A 17,214-nucleotide genomic window follows, 5' to 3' on the forward strand; every position below is an offset into this window, starting at 1 on the left:
AGCCGGCGGCGACGGAGGAGCCGAATGCCTTCAGCTCAACGGCGATCCCATCAGATCTTCATCGCCGCCACGATGCTGTCATGCGCGGCCTTGTTCATGCGGATGTCGAAGGGCAGGAAGGTGAGCCGGTCGACGGCCGTGGCGCCGCTCGGATTCGACACGTAGTAGCTGCCGCCCAGCAGCGTGCCGTCCTTGATCAGCGCGCCGGTGTAGACGTTGCCGTTGAGCTCGAAGTAGATGCGGTACTGGACCGTCGAGCTCAGCGTCGCGGACTGCGGACGCGGATTCGTCGCCACCCAGACCGGTACGCCGTCGACGGTGCGGACCGCGCCGTTGGCCAGGACGTAGGTCGTGCCGTCGCTGTTGGACACGATGCCGGCGGTCATCGCGGCCGTCAGCGTCATGCCCGTGCGGCACGGCGTGACCGCGGCGCCGGTGGTCGCCGTCGTGCAGTCGAAGGCGTTGTAGCGGTCGCCCTTGTTGGTCTGCGCGAACTTGACGTAACTCGATCCCGCCGCGTAGGTGGCCGCGGCGTTGAGCACGCCCGCGTTCGAGAAGAACGAGTTGTGGAAATGCACGAAGTCAGCCGGCGTCGCGGCGATGGTGCCGGTCAGCGGCACGGTCACGTAGTTGCTGCGGATCTCCGAGAACGCCACCGTGGTGTTGTCCGCGGCGAGCGAGTCGACGCGCACGTCGCTGTTCACGTAGCTCACCTTGTTCGACCCTGCCGTGGCCGGCACGACGAGAACGACGCCATTCTTGAGCACCCGCGTCGGTCCCGGCGAGGGAAGCGCCAAGGTGCTCGTGATGTTGTGAGGGGCGCTCTGCGCGTTGATCTGCGGACCGTTGGTCAACGGCGACGCTGTCAGCACGCCGAAGTCCGAGTAGGCGTAGTTCGTGACATTGATCTGCGGACCCGAGTAGTTCAGGTTCCAGTGCAGGAAGTAGCTGCCCGCGTTGGGCGACAGGATCAGGTTCTCGAAGGCCTGCTGGTTGGCGCTCAGCTGCAGTGTCAGCTGCGCGGCCGAGCTGGTGACGCTGCCGGACGAGTTCGTCACCACGACCGTGTACTTCGCGCCGCTGTCCGCGGACGTGACGGCCGGCGTCTGGTACGACGCGGACGTGGCGCCCGCGATGGCCACGCCGTTCTTCTGCCATTGATAGCCGAGACCGCTGCCCGTGGCCACGACCGTGAACATCGTCGTGCCGTCGGTGAGCACAGTGGCGTTCATCGGTTGCGTGGCGATGACGGGCGCCGAGCCGTCGTCGGAACCGCCACCGCCGCAGGCCGCGACGATGACCGACAGGGCTGCCAATGCGGCGGCGTTCTTGCGCTTCACTGAGACCATGGGGTCCTCCTCCCGTTGAAATCGACTGCCTGGCGGTCCATCGACGGGACCGCTCCGGCGTTTTGCGGCGGCGAGTATAGGAGGCGGATATCGCCCATTCCGCGAGCCAGGCGCGCACTATTTCTCTTTGTTTTGCGTTTGTGAAGCAGCGCTGCCTCTTTCGACACCGCACTCGTCAAGACCGCGTTAGCGCCGCGCTTCGGTGATGTCTCCCCGTCCGGTGCCGCCTCCCCGATCAAGGGCAAGGACAAAGGTAAAGGCGGAGGGAAAGGCACAGCGCTTGCCGTGCGGGTTCATCCACCAACATCGTTGAGGAAAGCCATGAGGACATCCCTGCTGAGGAACGCGGCGCTCATCGCCGCCTGCGCCGCCATGACGGTCGGTTGTGCAACGCGTGACGCGCGCAATGCGGGCGTGGGCGCCGTCGGCGGCGCGGTCGTCGGTGCCGTGGCCGGCGGCAGCGCCGTGACGGGCGCCGTGGTCGGCGCCGTCGCGGGCGCAGTCATCGGACGGCTGCTCGTCGACGGACGCGAGCGCGAGGTCTACTCCGACGGCAACGGCGGCCGGTACTGGGTCGATGAGGACGGCCGGCGTCGCCCGGTCCGCTGACCCGGGTCGTCAGCTACCGCGCGGGCGTCGCCAGACCGGGAAGGATCTCGAAAAGTCGCCCGTGCGCCTGGTAGTACGGAATGCCGGTCATCAGGAGCATGGGGACCAGCACAGCGGCAATGCCCCAGAAGATGATCGCGCCGAGCAGTGCCCGGCGCCATGCGTTCAGGGGCGGCGCGCCGAAGGCGCCCCCATCAGATCTTCATCGCCGCCGCGATGCTGTCATGCGCGGCCTTGTTCATGCGGATGTCGAAGGGCAGGAAGGTGAGCCGCTGGGTGACCGTGGTGCCGGCCGGATTCGACACGTAGTAGCTGTCGCCCATCAGCGCGCCGTCCTTGGTCAGTCCGCCGGTGTAGACGTTGCCGTTCAGCTCGAAGTAGACGCGGTACTGGACCGTCGAGGTCATCGTGGCCGACTGCGGACGCGGATTGGTCGCCACCCAGACGGGCACGCCGTCGACCGTGCTGATGGTGCCGTTGGCCAGGCGATACGTGGTGCCGTCGCTGTTGGACGTGATGCCTGCAGTGAGCGCGGCCGTCAGCGTCGTGGCGGTGCGGCACGGCGTGATGTTGGTGCCGGTGGTCGCCGTCGTGCAGTCGAAGGCGTTGTAGCGGTCGCCCTTGTTGGTCTGGTCGAACTTGAGGTAGGCCGCACCGGGCAGATACGTCGCGGTAGCGTCGAGCACGTTCGCGTTCGAGAAGAACGAGTTGTGGAAGTGCGCGAAGTCCGCCGGCGCCGACTTGACGAGGCCGGTCAGCGCCACGGTTTCGTAGTTGCTGCGAACCTCGGAGAACACCACGGTGACGCCGTCCGCGGCGAGCGAGTCCACGCGCACGTCGTCGCCGACGTACGACACCGTGCTCGACCTGCTCGCGACCAGCACGGCGCCGTTCTTCAGCACGCGCGTGGCGCCCGGCGTGGGCAGCGCCAGCGTGCTGGTGATGTTGTGGGGAGCGCTCTGCGGGCTGGGCTGCGGACCGCTCGTCAACGGCGACGCCGTCAGCAGGCCGAAGTCCGAATACGCGTAGCTCACGCCGGCGGTCTGCGCGCCGGAGTAGTTCAGGTTCCAGTGCAGGAAATAGCTGCCCTCGGCGGGTGCCAGGACGAAGCTTTCGAAGATCTGCTGGTTGGCGCTGAGCGTCGTCGGCACCGACGAGGCCCGGGCGACCGAGTCCGGACCGGCGTCGCCACCGCCGCCGCAGGCCGCGACGATGAGGGTCGAGATCGCCGCCAGAATGGCGGCATGCGTGCGCTTCGCTGAAATCATGGGTTCCTCCCCGTTGAAAGATCGGTCGCCGAAGTCCTCTGAACGGGACCGCTTTGGCGTGATGGGCGCGGAGTATAGGAGGGAGTCGTGCCGTGTTGGGGTCAAGACTTGCGCGCGCAGCGACACGTCCAGCGCCGAGACGGCCTCGTCCAGCACCGGCAGGTCGGGCTCGACCATCAGCGCACGTGCTTCACGTGTGGACTTCCAATCATCCACCGCGGGCGCCGGAGCTCCCGAGCACGTCAAGCCGATGGCCAGGGCCCATTGCATGGCCTTCATGCTTGCAGCGCCGAGGTCGACACCACGAATTCGGACAGTCCTTCGGTGGACTCGACGTCCCAGGGCCGTTCGGTGTTGACCCGCGAGAGCGCCCGTCCGTTGTCGTCCGTCCATTCGGCCACCACTTCGCAATCCATCGCGCCAGGACGGGGGTAACTGCTCGTCGACACGAGGTTCTCGGTCGTGATGACAGGCACCTTCTCGATGAAGACGTGCGCCTTCCCGAATGCGTCGACCAGCACGCACTCGACGAAGCCCGGAAAGTGTTCGTCGACGAACCGCGAGATCTGGATGGGGAGGCTGGAATGCATGGTCGTACTGCTTCGTGTCCCGGCGTCAACCGCTCACCACTTCCGCGAAGTTCTGACGGGTGAAGTCGAGCACGAATTCATTCGGGTGAACCGATCGGCCCAGACCGTGCGCGTGATCGAGATAGCCCTGCCAGTGCGCCCGGACCTGCTCCGGGAAGGTATCCGGCAGATCCAGCACCGCACAGAGGATCTCGTTCCAGCGACCGTTCATGCCGAAGACTGCCTGGAGCTTCGGCTCGAGGCGTACAAGCCCCGCCCGTTGCTCATCGTCCAACTGCTGGATGCAATCAAGCAGATAGCAATCCAGAAGCCGCAGCAGCGGCTTGCCCACGTACCTTGTCTCAACGCTCATTGCTCGCGTGCGATCTGGTGCGTGGAGTTAGGTTGCTCCTGTGCATGCGCCCTGAGCGGCGCGATGCTCGCGACCACGAGCCAGCGGAACAGGGTCAAGCGTGTACGAAGCTTCATGGATGAATGCGACTTGGGCTCATGGCGAAGAAGCCGCCGTGAGCTCGGAGTATCCACCGGCACGACGCGCCGGGGCGCCGCAGTCACGTCCCGTCGCCGTCCACCTCTGCCTGCGGCGGATCAACACGATGTTGATCGGCCGAAGGTCTGCGTCTGCGCCGCGGCTGAGCGCGCACCGTCGACACGAAAGTTCGAGCCGCTTCGAACGGATGCCACATGACAAGGTTGGTGACCAGCGTCGTGGCTGACGGCATTGGCCTCGGAGCGCATTCGACCGGCGCGCCATGGACAAGACCGTGTCCACAGGGACCCACCCGCCACGCGGGCGGATCTTCGTGGTGCTCGTCGCAGAGATCGGCATCGTCGTCATCACCTCGCGCGATTGGCGAACCCTTGGCGCACAACGACGCCTTCCTGGCCGCATGCTGCCGTTCGATCATCGCTTCGATGTCAGGCCGGCGCGACATGGTCGCGAGCAGGTCCGGCTGCGGTTTGGGAGTCGCCTTGGCTGGCTCCGTCGGCGACATCAGCTTCTTATGGTGATCCCGCATCACGGTCGGGAAGTCCGCCGCGGCTGCAGTCGCGCTCGCCAGCGCGTTGCAGCCGGACCTCGCGGCGGTGGACGGAACGCAGCGCGTCGATGGATGTGCTCGGATGCCGGTCATGGGGAACCTTCGTGGCTTTGTTGCATTATCTACCAACTAGTAGATTGCACGACAGACTGCAGGGCCAACTCGGGAGTGCTAGGCTGACCGTTGATCAACCCCTGCGCTCGTCGATCCGAACCGCAATGAAAGTCATTGGCATCCTGGGCGGCATGTCTGCGGCCTCCACGCAGATCTACTACCGCCAGTTATGCGAGATCACGCGCCGGCGTCTCGGCGGCCTGCACTCTCCGGAGCTGCTCATCCGCTCCCTCGATTTCGCGAAGATAGAACGGCTGCAAGCGGCCGGACGTTGGGACGAGGCCGGCGACATCCTGAACGCGGAGGCCAAGGCCCTGGAGCGCGGCGGCGCCGACTTCATCGTCCTGGCGACGAACACGATGCACAAGCTGGCCGACCAGATGATGGGCGGCGTGGACATCCCTCTGCTGCACATCGCCGATGCCACCGCGTATCGCATCAGGAAGTCCGCGCTCAAGGCGCCTGGCCTCATCGCCACCGCATTCACGATGGAGCAGGCCTTCTACGTGGATCGCCTCAAGGCGGCCGAACTGCAGCCCCTGATTCCCGGCGATGCCGATCGCGCCGACGTGCATCGCATCATCTACGACGAGCTCTGCAGGGACGTCGCGACGAGCCAGAGCCGCTCTCGATTCGAGGACGTCGCGCGCAGGCTGGTGGCTCAGGGCGCCGATTGCATGATCCTCGGCTGCACGGAGGTCGGGATGCTGCTCGACGCCGGCAACGTGTCCGTGCCCGTTTTCGACACGACGCTGATCCACTGCGAGTCCGCGATCGAGCTGGCGCTGGCGCCCTGACCGGGCGCCTCGCTTCACGCGCTATCAGGCCGGAGTCGCCCGATCCATCGCGGCATCCCACATCCCCATCGCCTCGGTCACGGCCTTCTCGATGACGGCATGCCGGACACGATCGCGGGCGAGCACGGACAGGCCCTGGAAGAAGCAGTCGAACGCAATCGACAGCGACGCCGGATCCGTGGTGTCGCGCAGCTCTCCGCTCTTGATGCCCCGCTCCACACAGGCGCGGAATCCCGCGCGCGTGCGGCTGCGCACCTCCCGAAGCAGCTGGGTCACCGCCTCGCTGCCGGTGGAGCTGGCGCCGACGACGCCCAGCGCAACCATGCAGCCCTTCGGATGGCCGCTCTCCGTCTGCATCTTCGCCGAGCGCTGCAGCGCCAGGAACACGCCCTCCCGCGGCGGAAGCGACGTGTCATGGAGGCTCCGGGTCAGGTTGCCGTAGATCGCCATATATCGCTCCAGGGCCTCCTTGTACAGCGCCTCCTTGGACTCGAAGGCCGCGTAGAAGCTGGGCGCGGAGATCCCCTCGCCCATCGCCGCCTTCAACTGCGACAAGGATGTGGATTCAAAACCGTGCTCCCAGAACAGGTACATCGCCGAAGTGACCGCGGCATCGCGATCGAAGGTGCGTGGTCGGCCCCGCTGAGCCATGAAGATCTCCGACAGACCAAAGATTACATACTAATCGATACAAAAACATCGGACAAGACGCGACCCGCCACGCGCCCGCGTCGTCGGCCGCCCTCCTCCGTGGACTTCCGCCCGAGCACGCGCCACGGCCGAGGTCGTTGACACGGCCTTCCACCCTCCCGTATATTTGTACCGATCGATATTTAAATCAGATCAGCGCGAGGTGTTCACACGACCTCGCATTTTTTTCCCAATTTTTGTACCACTCGGTACTCAATTCAGAACACGCCCATGTCCAAAGAACTTGAAGCACGCCTTGACGCCATCGAAAGCCGCTTCGCCATCGACGCGCTGATCGCCAACTACGCGGAGGCGTTCGACACCATGAACGAGGAACTGCTCGCGACCCTCTGGCATCCGGAGTCGCGACTGCTCCTGGGCGCGAACGGCAACGCCGAGGGACTCGAGGCCATCCTGGCGCAAGCGAGCGTCAACATGAAGCGCATGCCCCACATGCATCACTGGATGGCGAATGCGCTGATCACGGTGGATGGCGACAACGGCCATGGACTGGTCGCGGCGGACTGCATCTTCTACGACGTTGAAAAGGGTCCGTTGCAGGTGAGCGGCCAGTATCGCGACGTCTATCAGCGCCGAGACGGGCGCTGGGCTTTCCTGGAGCGGACATTCACGATGCACTACGCCACGCCGCTTCAGAACTGGGTGCCCATCATGGGGACCGAAGCCTTCGGCCGTCCGGCCTGAGGCACAAGGCGGCCACTGACCATCATGCAGACGACGACCTCCGCCACGCGTCGGTGGTCGGCGTTCGCGGTGTTGCTGGTGGGGGCGTTTCTGCCCCCGCTGGACTTCTTCATCGTGAATGTCGCCCTGCCCGCCATCCAGAGCACGCTGCATACGAGCGCTGCAGAACTGCAACTCGTGATTTCCGGATACGCCGCGGCCTATGCCGTCTTCCTCATCACCGGCGGACGGCTGGGCGACCTCTTTGGCCGGCGCAGGATCTTCCTGATCGGCATCACCGGCTTCGGCCTGACATCGGTGATGTGCGGCCTCGCCACCTCGCCGGCGATGCTGATCGTCGGGCGTGTGCTTCAAGGCCTGAGCGCCGCCGCCATGGCGCCGCAAGGGCTGGCTTCCATCCACGCCCTGTTCCCGGAGCAGGACCGTTCGCGCGCGCTGGGTCTCTACGGCGCGGCCGTCGGCCTGGCGGCGGTCACCGCGCAGGCGCTCGGCGGTGCATTGATTTCCGCGGACCTCTTCCACCTCGAGTGGCGGATCATCTTCCTGATCAACCTGCCGGTGGTAGTCGCCGTCCTGATCTTCGGGTTGCCGTTGCTGCCCGACGTCCGGGGGGACAGCCCCGCGCCCATCGATCGGATCGGCGTGCTGCTCTGCGCCGTGACGCTCGGCCTGCTGATCGTGCCGCTGGTCGAAGGGCGTGAGCGGGGCTGGCCCTGGTGGGCGTGCGCGATGCTGATCGCCTGCCCGCCCGCCGGGTACGGGTTCTGGCAATACGAGAAGGCCTTCGCCCGCCGAGGCGGAGTTCCGCTCGTCAGCGTCGACCTCGTGCGCATGCCGGGCTTGATGAGCGGCCTGACGGGCGTGCTCTTCTTCTACGTCGTCTCCGCCTTCTTCCTGGTGTTCTCCGTCTACCTGCAGTCGGCGATCGGATTGAGTCCTTTGGCGACGGGGCTGGTCTTCCTGCCGTTCGGCGTCGGCGCCTTCATCGGGCCGTTGACGACGCCGCTGGCCACCCGCGCCTTCGGCCGCTGGGTGCCCGCCATCGGCATGCTGCTCGAAGTCGCGGGCTGCGTGCTGCTCGCCTTGCTGGTCGCCGATGCGCCCGGGCAGATGCCGGCCCAAGGGCCGATGATCGCCGCGGTGGGACTGCTGGGCTTCGGTCAGGGTTGGGCGCTGCCGACGCTCGTCCGCTCGATCATCCATCGTGCGCCGGCGACCGGCTCCGGGATGATCGCGGGCATCACGAATTCGGCCTTGCAGATCAGTGCGGCACTTGGCGTGGCTGTCATCGGCGGCGTGTTCTTCAGCGTCGCGGGCGCTTCACCGGATCCGGGGGCCATGGCCCGGGCGTTGACCGTCGCCATGCTGTGCATCGGGGCGAGTCTGACCGTGTCGGCGATCTTCTCGATCATCGCTTCGAGATCGAGAACGGGAGGCACCGGGACACCAGCGCTCCGTTGATGCCGCAGCTCCCCTCATTCCGGGGATCCGCGACGCGCTCAGGCCATGCCCTAAGTTCGCTACCGAACATTACCGGCTACGATTTCCCGACAAGAACGAGGAGTCGGGATGCGAGTCACGCACGGGCTGGCGGCGGTGGTCATGGCGGCGATCGCGGTATGGAATGCGCAGGTGGGGTGGGAACTCCAGCCGTCGCAGCCGGAAGAGGCCTTGGGCAACTTCCTGGGGTCGGCGCTGCTGCTCGCCTGCAGCGCCGCGCTGGCTTGGCACGGCCGGGCCAGGCCGCGCGCGCGGACGCCGGACAACAAGTCCTTCTGATGCGTGTCGCGGTCAGACCAGCGTGATGGTCGGCCGCACGTCCAGCCGCTGCTTCAGCAGCCCCGCCTGCAGATAGAAATCCGCGCTGCGCTGCTGGTCCGCGAGCACCTGGTCGTCGAGCGCGATCCAGCGCGTGGCGCGGCGCTCGAACTGCAGGCGCGCGGCCTCGACAGGGATGCCGATGATGCGCGCGAGCGTCGCGGAGAACTCCGGCACATGTTGGTAGGACCACGCCTGCGCGCGCTTCACGCGCTGCGCCAGGTCCGCCAGCGCCTCGCGCTTGGTCGCGAGCGCCTTGTCGGTCGCCGCCAGGAAGCTCAACCCCGACCACTGCCCTCGCCCGCTCACCAGCACGCGCGCATGGCCGGCGGTTTCCGCCAGCGCGGTGTACGGCTCCCACGTCGCCCACGCGTCGAGCGAGCCTTGCGTCAATGCCAGCTTGGCCTCCGCCGGCGGCAGGAAGCGGACCTGCGCGTCCTCCTGCTTCAAGCCCGCGGACGCGAGCGCCTTCAGCGCGATGAAGTGTCCGATGGAGCCGCGATTCGTGCCGATGGACTTGCCTTTGAGGTCGGCCGCCGTCTTGAACGGCGAGTCCGGCCGCACGAGCACCGCCGTGCCGTAGGCATCGGAGCGGTTCACGGCGAAGGCCTTGATGCGCGTGCCGGCAGCGATCGCGAACAGCAACGGCGCGTCGCCGATCGGGCCGAAGTCGACGGCCTCCGCGTTGAGCGCCTCGGCCAGCGGCGCGGCGGCGGGGAACTCGCTCCACTGGATGTCGTAGGGCAACTGGCGCAGCTCGTCCGCCGCTTCCAGCAGCGCGCGCAGGTTGCCCTTCTGGTCGCCGGCCTTCACCACGACCCGACCTTGTGCGCGCACGGAGCGTGCATACGGGATGGCGGCCAGAGCCGCCAGCGCGGCCCCGCCGGTGAGCGCTCGACGGCGCGAGAAGTCGTTGGAATGGGAACCCATGCGGTCCTCGAAACTGAGAGGGAGAAGGCGATCCGGCTCAAGCGGCTTGCCGCTGCGCCAGCCGCTGCTCGACCAACGCCCGCGTGCGCGGGATCAACTCGCGTCCGTAGTCGATCGCGTCTTCCAGCGGATCGAAGCCGCGGATCAGGAAGGTCGTGACACCCAGGTCGTAGTAGTCGAGCAGCGCCTCGGCCACCTGCTCCGGCGTGCCGACCAGCGCGGTGCTGTTGTGGCGCGCGCCGGTCTCGCGTGCGATCTCGGTCCAAAGCCGCTTGTCGACGCGGCTGCCCTTCTCCGCCGCCGCCAGCAGGCGTCGCGCGCCCTCGCTCTGCTGCGGGCCGCCGCGGCTGTAGCCCGCGGCGACGCGCAGCCGGCGCGTGTCCGCCAGGATGCGCTCGGCGCGCGCCCAGGCGGCCTCCTCGGTGTCCGCGAGGATCGGCCGGAAGGACACCGAGAAGCCGATGCTCCGCCCATGACGCGCCGCCTCCGCGCGCACGCGACGCGTCAGGTCGGCGGTCTGCTCCAGCGATTCGCCCCACAGCGCGTAGACGTCCGCATGCTTGCCGGCCACCGGCAACGCCGCGTAGGACGCGCCGCCGAAGAACACCGGGATGTGCGGCCGCTGGCGCGGCTTGACCTCGCTGAAGCCGCCGTCGAAGCGGTAATGCGTGCCCTCGTGGTCGAAGGGCTGGTCGCTGGTCCAGAGCTGCCGCAGCAGCCCGACGTATTCGTCGGTCCGCTCGTAACGCTGGTCGTGGTCGAGGTAGTCGCCGTCGCGGCGCTGCTCGGCGTCCGAGCCGCCGGAGATCACATGCACCGCGAGACGTCCGCCGGTGAACTGGTCCAGCGTCGCGAGTTCCCGCGCCGCGAGCGTCGGCGCGACGAAGCCGGGCCGGTGCGCCAGCAGGAAGCCGATGCGCGAGGTGTGCGCCGCCGCGTGGGCGATCGTCAACTGCGCGCTCGGTCCGGTGGAATGGTGCGGCACCAGGATGCGGTCGAAGCCGGCCGCCTCGTGCGCCTGGGCGAAGGCGGCCACGTAGTCCGGATCGACGACCGGGCCGCTGGCCGGGTGGATCTCGGAGGTCTTCTGCGACTGGATCATGCCGATGAATTGGATGCTCATGCTGGTGGCCTCTGCGTGGGTCGGACAGGACCGAAACGTAGAGACCGGCGCGCTTGTCCGCAAAGAACGAATACGACTTTCCATGCTCGGAATGCAGGATTCACAGCGGTCAGGGCCTTGTCCACACTGGGTCCGGCACATGAGGGGAACGACATGCCAGAGCTCGAGGTCGAGGCGCGCGAGGCCGCGTCGGCGAAGTCCGCCGTGCCGGCGCCACTGGCCCGCTTCATCGATCGCACCGGGGATCTGCTCGATCAGGGCCTGCGGGAGCCGGAGCTGCTGACCTCGCTGCGCCCGTTGCTCGCCGAGCTCGTCGCGCGCGACGACTGGCTGCCGCCGACCCACGCCCGGCCGGGCGCCGATCGCTACCGCCAGTACCCGCTGCACGTCGACCCGCAGGGGCGCTTCTCCATCGTGTCCTTCGTCTGGGGACCGGGCCAGGCCACGCCGATCCACGATCACACCGTGTGGGGCCTGATCGGCATGCTGCGCGGCGCGGAGGACTCGCAGGGCTACCGCTTCACCGGCCCGCACGAGCTGGTGCCGGACGGCCCGCCGGTGCGCTTGTCACCGGGTCAGGTCGAGGCCGTCTCGCCGCGTCTGGGCGACATCCACCGCGTGCACAACGCGATCGAGGGTCAGGTTTCGATCAGCATCCACGTCTATGGCGCCGACATCGGCCGCATCGAGCGGTCGACCTACGACGCCGATGGCACGCCGCATCCATTCGTGTCGGGGTACTCGGCGTTGACGTGAGGGGCGCCGGGAGGCGCCGGGGGGCGCCGGGAAGCGCCGGATGACTGCCGCGTCCGCTGGCCCTCACCCCCACCCTCTCCCGCAAGCGGGCGAGGGAGTGTCCTCTCGGTGAAGCAAAACTACATCAAGCGTCGTACGACGGCCCTGGCGGGACGCCAAACCCTGTCTCCTGCCTGTCCCATGAACCGTCGACATGTAATCAGACTCCGGGATTTCACCGTCTTGCGATGTAGTTTTACTTCCTTAGCATCCAGCCACCTTTGAGGAGGGCTGGACATGCAGGCATGGGCTGACGGTTGGTCGCGCACGGCGCGACGGGTGGTGGGCGCCTTGACGATCGGCCTGTGCGGGCTGCTGTCGGCATGCGGCGGCGGCGAGGCGGGACTCGCTCAGCAGAAGGCGGCCGGCACCGGCGCGGCGGTGGTCGATGAGAACGGCGTCGCGCTGATCGCGGGCGTTCCCGAGACGTCCGCCTCGTCCCGCCCGCGGGCGGCCGCGGTGGCAACACCTGACACCCCGGCGACCTCGCTGCGCGTCCACTACCGGCGCGCCGACGGCAACCACGCCGGCTGGCAGATCCACACCTGGGGCGCCGCGCAGGGCCCCAACTGGAATGAAGGCTGGAACGCCGCGGGCAGCGACGACTTCGGCGTCTACTACGACGTGCCCTTGGCCGCCACGAGCGGCACCGTCGGCTTCCTCTTCCACAACGGCGACAACAAGGACAACGGCGGCGCCGACCAGAGCCTGGTGCTGCAGGCCGGCGCCAACGAGGTCTGGCGCCTGCAGGGCGACACCACCAACTACCCGAGCAATCCCCTGCTGCTGGCCACGCCCGACATCACGACGGTGCGCGTGCACTACAAGCGCTTCGACGGCGCCTACAGCGCCTGGGGCCTGCACCTGTGGAACGGCAGCGGCCTCAACGCCGCGGCACTGCCCGGCGGCGTCACCATCGACAACTGGAACCAGCCCGTCGCCTTCAGCGCCATGCCGGGTTACTCGGCCGGCAGCGACGAGATCGTCTTCGACATCCCGGTGCTCAATCCGCAAGGCGACGCGAGCCGCAAGGGACTCGAATTCATCGTCCACGGCATGCCGCCGAACGAGAACGACAAGGACGGCCGCGACAACAACATCCGCGTCGAGTTCTCCGCGCTGACGATCCAGAACCAGGTCGGCCAGGTGTGGCTGGTGGAACGCGATGCGACGGTCTACACCGCGACGCCGGACCTGCGCCAGGTCTCCAGCACCGACGCGCGCGCCGTGTGGCTCAACAAGACGCTCGTGAAATGGCCACGCATCAGCGCCTCGGGCACCGTGCGCCTGTACCACTCGGCGACGGGACAGATCAGCGTCGCCGCCAACGCGCCGGTGAGCGGCGCCGACGGCTTCATCACGCTCGACGCCTTCACCGGCACCGTGCCGCCGGCCGATGCGCAACGCTTCAAGTACGTGGCCAGCGGCGCGGTCTTCGCCGTCCGCGCGGCCGATGTCGCGCGGCTGCCGTCGCTGCATCAGCGGCAACTCGTGCTCGTGCAGGAGGATGCGGACGGCCGCGTCCAGAACGCGACCACCGCGCAGATCGCCGGCGCGCTGGACGATCTCTACGCGGCCGCCGCCGACGTGCCGGACCTCGGCGCCGTCGTGACCAACGGCTCGACCAGCTTCAAGCTGTGGGCGCCGACCGCGCAAGACGTGGCCCTGGTGCTGACGACGCCGATCGCCGGCTCGACGCTCACGCGCACGACCACCGAGCCCATGACGCGCGACGCCGCGACCGGCGTCTGGCGCCTCACCAAGGCGGGCAGCCTGCAGGGCGCCACCTACCGCTACCAGGTGCAGGTCTTCGTGAAGGGGGTGGGACTGGTGCGCAACCTGGTCGCCGATCCCTACTCGCTGGGCGTGACGCTCGGCGGTCAGCAGAGCGTGGTGATGGACCTGCAGTCCGCGTCGACCAAACCCGCGGGCTGGGACGCCGGCGCGCCGCCGGCCACGGTCTCCGCGTCATCGGACCTGAGCATCTACGAGCTGCATGTCCGCGACTTCTCGATCAACGACGCCAGCGTGCCCGCCGCCCGGCGCGGCAAGTACCTGGCCTTCGCCGAGAGCGGCTCCAACGGCATGCGCCACCTGGGCGCCCTCGCCGCTGCGGGGCTGACCGATGTGCACCTGCTGCCGGTGTTCGACTTCGCCACCGTCAACGAGAAGGGCTGCGTCACGCCCTCGCCCGCCGGCGCGCCGGACGGCGAGACGCAGCAGGCCGCCGTCGCCGCCACGGCCGGCACCGACTGCTTCAACTGGGGCTACGACCCGCAGCACTTCTCGACGCCGGAGGGCAGCTACTCGAGCAACGCGAACGATCCGCTCGCGCGTGTCGTCGAGTTCCGCCGCATGGTGCAGGCGCTCAACGCCGCCGGCCTGCGCGTGGGCATGGACCTGGTCTACAACCACACCACCTCGTCGGGGCAGAACGCCACCTCGGTGCTCGACAAGGTCGTGCCCAACTACTACTTCCGCTACAACGCCGCCGGCGGCATCGAACGCTCGACCTGCTGCGAGAACACGGCCTCCGAGAACCTCATGATGGCCAAGCTGATGATCGATTCGGCGGTCACGTGGACGCGGGACTACCGCATCAGCTCGCTGCGTTTCGACATCATGGGCCACCACCCGCGCGCGGTCATGGAGGCGCTGAAGGCGCGCGTGAAGCAGGCCGCCGGCCGCGAGGTGCAGATCGTCGGCGAGGGCTGGAACTTCGGCGAGGTCGCCAACGGCGCGCGCTTCGTGCAGGCGGAGATGCTGTCGCTGAACGGCTCGGGCATCGGCAGCTTCAACCCGCTGATCCGCGACGCGGTGCGCGGCGGCGGCTGCTGCGATTCGGGCGAGGCGCTGCTCGCCGGCCAGGGTTACGTGAACGGCTTCTTCTATGACGGCAACGGCCACAACGGCGGCCAGACCCGCGGGGAACTGATGTGGCAGGCGGACCGCATCCGCGCGGCGCTGGCGGGCTCGATCCGCAGCTTCCAGATGCAGACGAGCTGGGACGCCACGCTGCGGCTGGAGCAGATCGACGTCGGCGGCATTCCGGCGGGCTGGGTGCTGGAGCCGGGCGAGGTCGTCAACTACGTGGAGAACCACGACAACCTGACCCTGTTCGACAACAACGCGTTCCGGCTGCCGGTCGGCACGAGCCGCGAGGACCGCGCCCGGGTGCAGATCCTGGCCAACGCGATCAATGCGTTCAGCCAGGGCGTGGCGTACTTCCACGCGGGCACGGACACGCTGCGCAGCAAGTCGCTGGACCGGAACAGCTACGACAGCGGCGACTGGTTCAACCGCCTGGACTGGACCTACGCGGACAACAACTTCGGCGTCGGCCTGCCGCCGTCGCGCGACAACGCGGACAACTGGTCGTATGCGAAGCCGCTGCTGGCGAACCCGCTGATCAAGCCGGCCGCGGCGGACATCGCGTGGACGCGCGACGCCTTCCGCGACCTGCTGCGCATCCGCAAGAGCTCGACGCTGCTGCGGCTGCGCACGGCCGAGGACATCAAGGCGCGGCTCACGTTCCTGAACACGGGCTCGTCGCAGGAGGCGACGGTGCTGGTCGGCAAGCTCGATGGAATGGGCTATCCCGGCGCCAACTTCGACGAGCTGGTCTACCTGATCAACGTCGACAAGACGGCCAGGGGACTGACGCTGCCGGCGTTGGCCGGACATGCGCTGACGCTGCATCCGGTCCACACGGCGTCGACGGCAGCCGACTCGCGCGCCCGCCAGGCCAGCTTCGACCGGACCACCGGCCGCTTCAACGTGCCGGCGCGCACGGCGGTCGTGTTCGTGGTCCCCTCCTCCGCTTCCCACTGAAAGCCGACGTCATGAAGACACTCCACCACCTGGTCGCCGCGTCTGTCGTGGCCGCTTCCGCGCTGCTGGGTCTCGCCAGCGCGCCCGCGCAGGCGACGCCCGTCGTCATCGACGTCGGCGGCGCGCAGAGCATCAACCTGCAGGGCGAAGCCGGCAACACGGTCTGGTTCATCGATGTGGGCGCGAATGCGGCGCTGAACTCGCTGTCCTGGTCGCTCGATCTGAACGCCTTCGCGCCGAGCGTGCTGTCGGAGATGCAGGTGAGCTTCGGCGGATCGAGCGGCTTGGACCTGCTCACGTTCGCGCCCGGCGGCGCGGACTTCGCGAGCGGCACAGGCAGCTACAGCGGCTCGCTCGACCTGAGCCCGCTCGGGCTGGGCGTCGGCGCGGACGGCCTGCTGCGCCTCGAGTTCAGCGAGGCGTACAAGGACTTCGCGATCGACGTCGCGGAAGGCGAATGGCTGCAAGGCAGCCTGACCTTCGACGTGACGGCGTCGGCGGTGCCGGAGCCGGCGAGCGCGGCGCTGGTGCTGCTGGGGTTGGGGCTCATCGGCATCCGGACGCGCCGCGCCCACGCGCAGACCGCGCGTCGGCGTGTCGTCGGCTGAGGGCCATCGGCCCTCCCGCCCTCACTGCACCTTCACCGGACTCAACAACACCTCCACGCGCCGGTTCATCTGCCTGCCGGCCGCCGTCTCATTGGAGGCCACGGGCTGCGCGGATCCGTAGGAACGCGTGCTGAGTTGATCGTTGCGGACGCCCTGGCGGACCAGCGCGTTCAGCACCGCCTCCGCGCGCCGTTCCGACAGCGCGAGGTTGGACGCCTTGGAGCCGACGTTGTCCGTGTGACCTTCGACGACGGCACCGCGCGTCGGATCGTGCTTGAGGTAGTCGACGAGCTTTCCCATGCTGCGTCCTCCCTCGGCGCTCAAGGTCGCTCGTCCGGTCTCGAACAACGTGTCGCCGAGCGTGAGCACCATGCCCCGATCGGTGCGGACCGCCTGCAGGTCGGTCAGCTGGGTTTCCAGCTCCCTCACCCGCACGTCCTTGTTCGCGAGCTCCGATTGATCGCGCGACATCCGCGTGTTCGCCGCGTTCAGCGCGACGTCCTGCCGGACATTGTCGCGTCGCGATTGGGCCAGCTGTCGCTGGGCCGTCTCGGCTTCCTGCGTGCGCAGCATCAGGCGCTTCTGATCACGCTCGGCGGCGATGCGGTCCACCTGCGCCTGCGCGGCCCGGGACGTCGCGGCCTCCTGCGCGATGACGACGCGCTGTTGCGCGATGTAGGCCAGGTGGTCGATGTCCGCTTTGTCGGCGCCGGCCTTCGCCGCCGCGTCCGCCTGAGTCAACGCGGCGTCGGCGCGCATCAGCTCGTTCGGGGCGAGGCTGGTGACCTGCGGATCGGCGCGCACCGCGTCATGGCGCGCGTGCGCACGGTCCAGGGACGCATGGCGATCGGGCAAGGCGCCGCATGCCGCCAACGATGCGGCCAAGGTGGAAACGAGCAGGAGGTGGAGCGGGGTCAAGGCATTCATGGGGAGTCCTTCGATTCGAT

General features: G+C 68.0%; 17 protein-coding genes. 8 read left to right on the plus strand and 9 right to left on the minus strand.

What is annotated here, in order from left to right:
- Positions 1-50: 50 nt before the first annotated feature.
- On the minus strand, positions 51-1,349 hold the full coding sequence (locus ACQ4L4_RS09905) for a hypothetical protein (protein ID WP_431104072.1): 1,299 nt from the start codon (positions 1,347-1,349) through the stop codon (positions 51-53).
- 321 nt (positions 1,350-1,670) lie between these two features.
- Here ACQ4L4_RS09905 and ACQ4L4_RS09910 point away from each other — a divergent pair, with 321 nt between their 5' ends.
- The gene (locus ACQ4L4_RS09910) at positions 1,671-1,958 is read left to right on the plus strand and encodes a hypothetical protein (protein WP_421034114.1); all 288 of its coding nucleotides are present in this window, start codon (positions 1,671-1,673) and stop codon (positions 1,956-1,958) included.
- A 194-nt stretch (positions 1,959-2,152) separates the two neighbouring features.
- Here the strand turns inward: ACQ4L4_RS09910 and ACQ4L4_RS09915 are convergent, their stop codons facing one another.
- From ACQ4L4_RS09915 to ACQ4L4_RS09930, 4 genes are all read right to left on the minus strand, one after another.
- The gene (locus tag ACQ4L4_RS09915; protein ID WP_431104073.1) at positions 2,153-3,226 is read right to left on the minus strand and encodes a hypothetical protein; all 1,074 of its coding nucleotides are present in this window, start codon (positions 3,224-3,226) and stop codon (positions 2,153-2,155) included.
- A 275-nt stretch (positions 3,227-3,501) separates the two neighbouring features.
- Complete coding sequence (locus tag ACQ4L4_RS09920; protein WP_431104074.1) at positions 3,502-3,816, minus strand: hypothetical protein; 315 nt, start codon at positions 3,814-3,816, stop codon at positions 3,502-3,504.
- A gap of 25 nt (positions 3,817-3,841) precedes the next feature.
- On the minus strand, positions 3,842-4,147 hold the full coding sequence (locus tag ACQ4L4_RS09925; protein WP_431104075.1) for a hypothetical protein: 306 nt from the start codon (positions 4,145-4,147) through the stop codon (positions 3,842-3,844).
- Positions 4,148-4,367: 220 nt separating this feature from the next.
- Positions 4,368-4,949, minus strand: a complete 582-nt coding sequence (locus tag ACQ4L4_RS09930; protein WP_431104076.1) for a hypothetical protein — start codon at positions 4,947-4,949, stop codon at positions 4,368-4,370.
- Positions 4,950-5,074: 125 nt separating this feature from the next.
- Here ACQ4L4_RS09930 and ACQ4L4_RS09935 point away from each other — a divergent pair, with 125 nt between their 5' ends.
- Positions 5,075-5,767, plus strand: coding sequence for an aspartate/glutamate racemase family protein (locus ACQ4L4_RS09935; RefSeq protein WP_431104077.1), 693 nt, complete (start codon positions 5,075-5,077; stop codon positions 5,765-5,767).
- 24 nt (positions 5,768-5,791) lie between these two features.
- Here ACQ4L4_RS09935 and ACQ4L4_RS09940 read toward each other — a convergent pair whose 3' ends face one another.
- Entirely contained in the window at positions 5,792-6,418 is a 627-nt protein-coding gene (locus ACQ4L4_RS09940; RefSeq protein ID WP_431104078.1) for a TetR/AcrR family transcriptional regulator, read from the minus strand.
- Between the two features lie 270 nt (positions 6,419-6,688).
- Between ACQ4L4_RS09940 and ACQ4L4_RS09945 the strand changes: the two genes are divergently transcribed.
- From ACQ4L4_RS09945 to ACQ4L4_RS09955, 3 genes are all read left to right on the plus strand, one after another.
- Entirely contained in the window at positions 6,689-7,162 is a 474-nt protein-coding gene (locus ACQ4L4_RS09945) for a nuclear transport factor 2 family protein (protein WP_431104079.1), read from the plus strand.
- Between the two features lie 24 nt (positions 7,163-7,186).
- A complete protein-coding gene (locus ACQ4L4_RS09950) occupies positions 7,187-8,623 on the plus strand; it encodes an MFS transporter (RefSeq protein ID WP_431104080.1) in 1,437 nt (478 codons plus the stop codon).
- Positions 8,624-8,731: 108 nt separating this feature from the next.
- A complete protein-coding gene (locus ACQ4L4_RS09955) occupies positions 8,732-8,941 on the plus strand; it encodes a hypothetical protein (protein WP_431104081.1) in 210 nt (69 codons plus the stop codon).
- Positions 8,942-8,953: 12 nt separating this feature from the next.
- Here the strand turns inward: ACQ4L4_RS09955 and ACQ4L4_RS09960 are convergent, their stop codons facing one another.
- Both ACQ4L4_RS09960 and ACQ4L4_RS09965 read right to left on the minus strand, forming a co-directional pair.
- Complete coding sequence (locus ACQ4L4_RS09960; protein ID WP_431104082.1) at positions 8,954-9,910, minus strand: ABC transporter substrate-binding protein; 957 nt, start codon at positions 9,908-9,910, stop codon at positions 8,954-8,956.
- Between the two features lie 37 nt (positions 9,911-9,947).
- Positions 9,948-11,033, minus strand: coding sequence for an LLM class flavin-dependent oxidoreductase (locus tag ACQ4L4_RS09965; RefSeq protein ID WP_431104083.1), 1,086 nt, complete (start codon positions 11,031-11,033; stop codon positions 9,948-9,950).
- A gap of 153 nt (positions 11,034-11,186) precedes the next feature.
- On the opposite strand from ACQ4L4_RS09965, the gene ACQ4L4_RS09970 reads away from it, so the two are divergent.
- From ACQ4L4_RS09970 to ACQ4L4_RS09980, 3 genes are all read left to right on the plus strand, one after another.
- Complete coding sequence (locus ACQ4L4_RS09970) at positions 11,187-11,789, plus strand: cysteine dioxygenase (RefSeq protein ID WP_431104084.1); 603 nt, start codon at positions 11,187-11,189, stop codon at positions 11,787-11,789.
- Positions 11,790-12,065: 276 nt separating this feature from the next.
- Positions 12,066-15,659 (plus strand): alpha-1,6-glucosidase domain-containing protein, encoded by a 3,594-nt coding sequence (locus ACQ4L4_RS09975; protein WP_431104085.1) that lies wholly within the window; start codon positions 12,066-12,068, stop codon positions 15,657-15,659.
- A gap of 11 nt (positions 15,660-15,670) precedes the next feature.
- Entirely contained in the window at positions 15,671-16,267 is a 597-nt protein-coding gene (locus ACQ4L4_RS09980) for a PEP-CTERM sorting domain-containing protein (protein ID WP_431104086.1), read from the plus strand.
- Between the two features lie 21 nt (positions 16,268-16,288).
- Here the strand turns inward: ACQ4L4_RS09980 and ACQ4L4_RS09985 are convergent, their stop codons facing one another.
- Positions 16,289-17,194: an OmpA family protein gene (locus ACQ4L4_RS09985; protein WP_431104087.1), complete on the minus strand. Its 906-nt coding sequence runs from the start codon at positions 17,192-17,194 to the stop codon at positions 16,289-16,291.
- Positions 17,195-17,214: the final 20 nt, after the last annotated feature.

The sequence above is a fragment of the Roseateles noduli genome, from assembly GCF_050626985.1.
Taxonomy (GTDB): Bacteria; Pseudomonadota; Gammaproteobacteria; order Burkholderiales; family Burkholderiaceae_C; genus Roseateles; species Roseateles noduli_A.

Bases quoted from the DNA above. Each gene is read 5' to 3' on its own strand.
- ACQ4L4_RS09945 (WP_431104079.1), top strand. From the start codon at position 6,689: ATGTCCAAAGAACTTGAAGCACGCCTTGACGCCATCGAAAGCCGCTTC.
- ACQ4L4_RS09960 (WP_431104082.1), bottom strand. From the start codon at position 9,910: ATGGGTTCCCATTCCAACGACTTCTCGCGCCGTCGAGCGCTCACCGGC.
- ACQ4L4_RS09955 (WP_431104081.1), top strand. From the start codon at position 8,732: ATGCGAGTCACGCACGGGCTGGCGGCGGTGGTCATGGCGGCGATCGCG.
- ACQ4L4_RS09985 (WP_431104087.1), bottom strand. From the start codon at position 17,194: ATGAATGCCTTGACCCCGCTCCACCTCCTGCTCGTTTCCACCTTGGCC.
- ACQ4L4_RS09920 (WP_431104074.1), bottom strand. From the start codon at position 3,816: ATGCATTCCAGCCTCCCCATCCAGATCTCGCGGTTCGTCGACGAACAC.
- ACQ4L4_RS09980 (WP_431104086.1), top strand. From the start codon at position 15,671: ATGAAGACACTCCACCACCTGGTCGCCGCGTCTGTCGTGGCCGCTTCC.
- ACQ4L4_RS09910 (WP_421034114.1), top strand. From the start codon at position 1,671: ATGAGGACATCCCTGCTGAGGAACGCGGCGCTCATCGCCGCCTGCGCC.
- ACQ4L4_RS09970 (WP_431104084.1), top strand. From the start codon at position 11,187: ATGCCAGAGCTCGAGGTCGAGGCGCGCGAGGCCGCGTCGGCGAAGTCC.
- ACQ4L4_RS09940 (WP_431104078.1), bottom strand. From the start codon at position 6,418: ATGGCTCAGCGGGGCCGACCACGCACCTTCGATCGCGATGCCGCGGTC.
- ACQ4L4_RS09935 (WP_431104077.1), top strand. From the start codon at position 5,075: ATGAAAGTCATTGGCATCCTGGGCGGCATGTCTGCGGCCTCCACGCAG.
- ACQ4L4_RS09905 (WP_431104072.1), bottom strand. From the start codon at position 1,349: ATGGTCTCAGTGAAGCGCAAGAACGCCGCCGCATTGGCAGCCCTGTCG.
- ACQ4L4_RS09975 (WP_431104085.1), top strand. From the start codon at position 12,066: ATGCAGGCATGGGCTGACGGTTGGTCGCGCACGGCGCGACGGGTGGTG.
- ACQ4L4_RS09950 (WP_431104080.1), top strand. From the start codon at position 7,187: ATGCAGACGACGACCTCCGCCACGCGTCGGTGGTCGGCGTTCGCGGTG.
- ACQ4L4_RS09965 (WP_431104083.1), bottom strand. From the start codon at position 11,033: ATGAGCATCCAATTCATCGGCATGATCCAGTCGCAGAAGACCTCCGAG.
- ACQ4L4_RS09930 (WP_431104076.1), bottom strand. From the start codon at position 4,949: ATGACCGGCATCCGAGCACATCCATCGACGCGCTGCGTTCCGTCCACC.
- ACQ4L4_RS09915 (WP_431104073.1), bottom strand. From the start codon at position 3,226: ATGATTTCAGCGAAGCGCACGCATGCCGCCATTCTGGCGGCGATCTCG.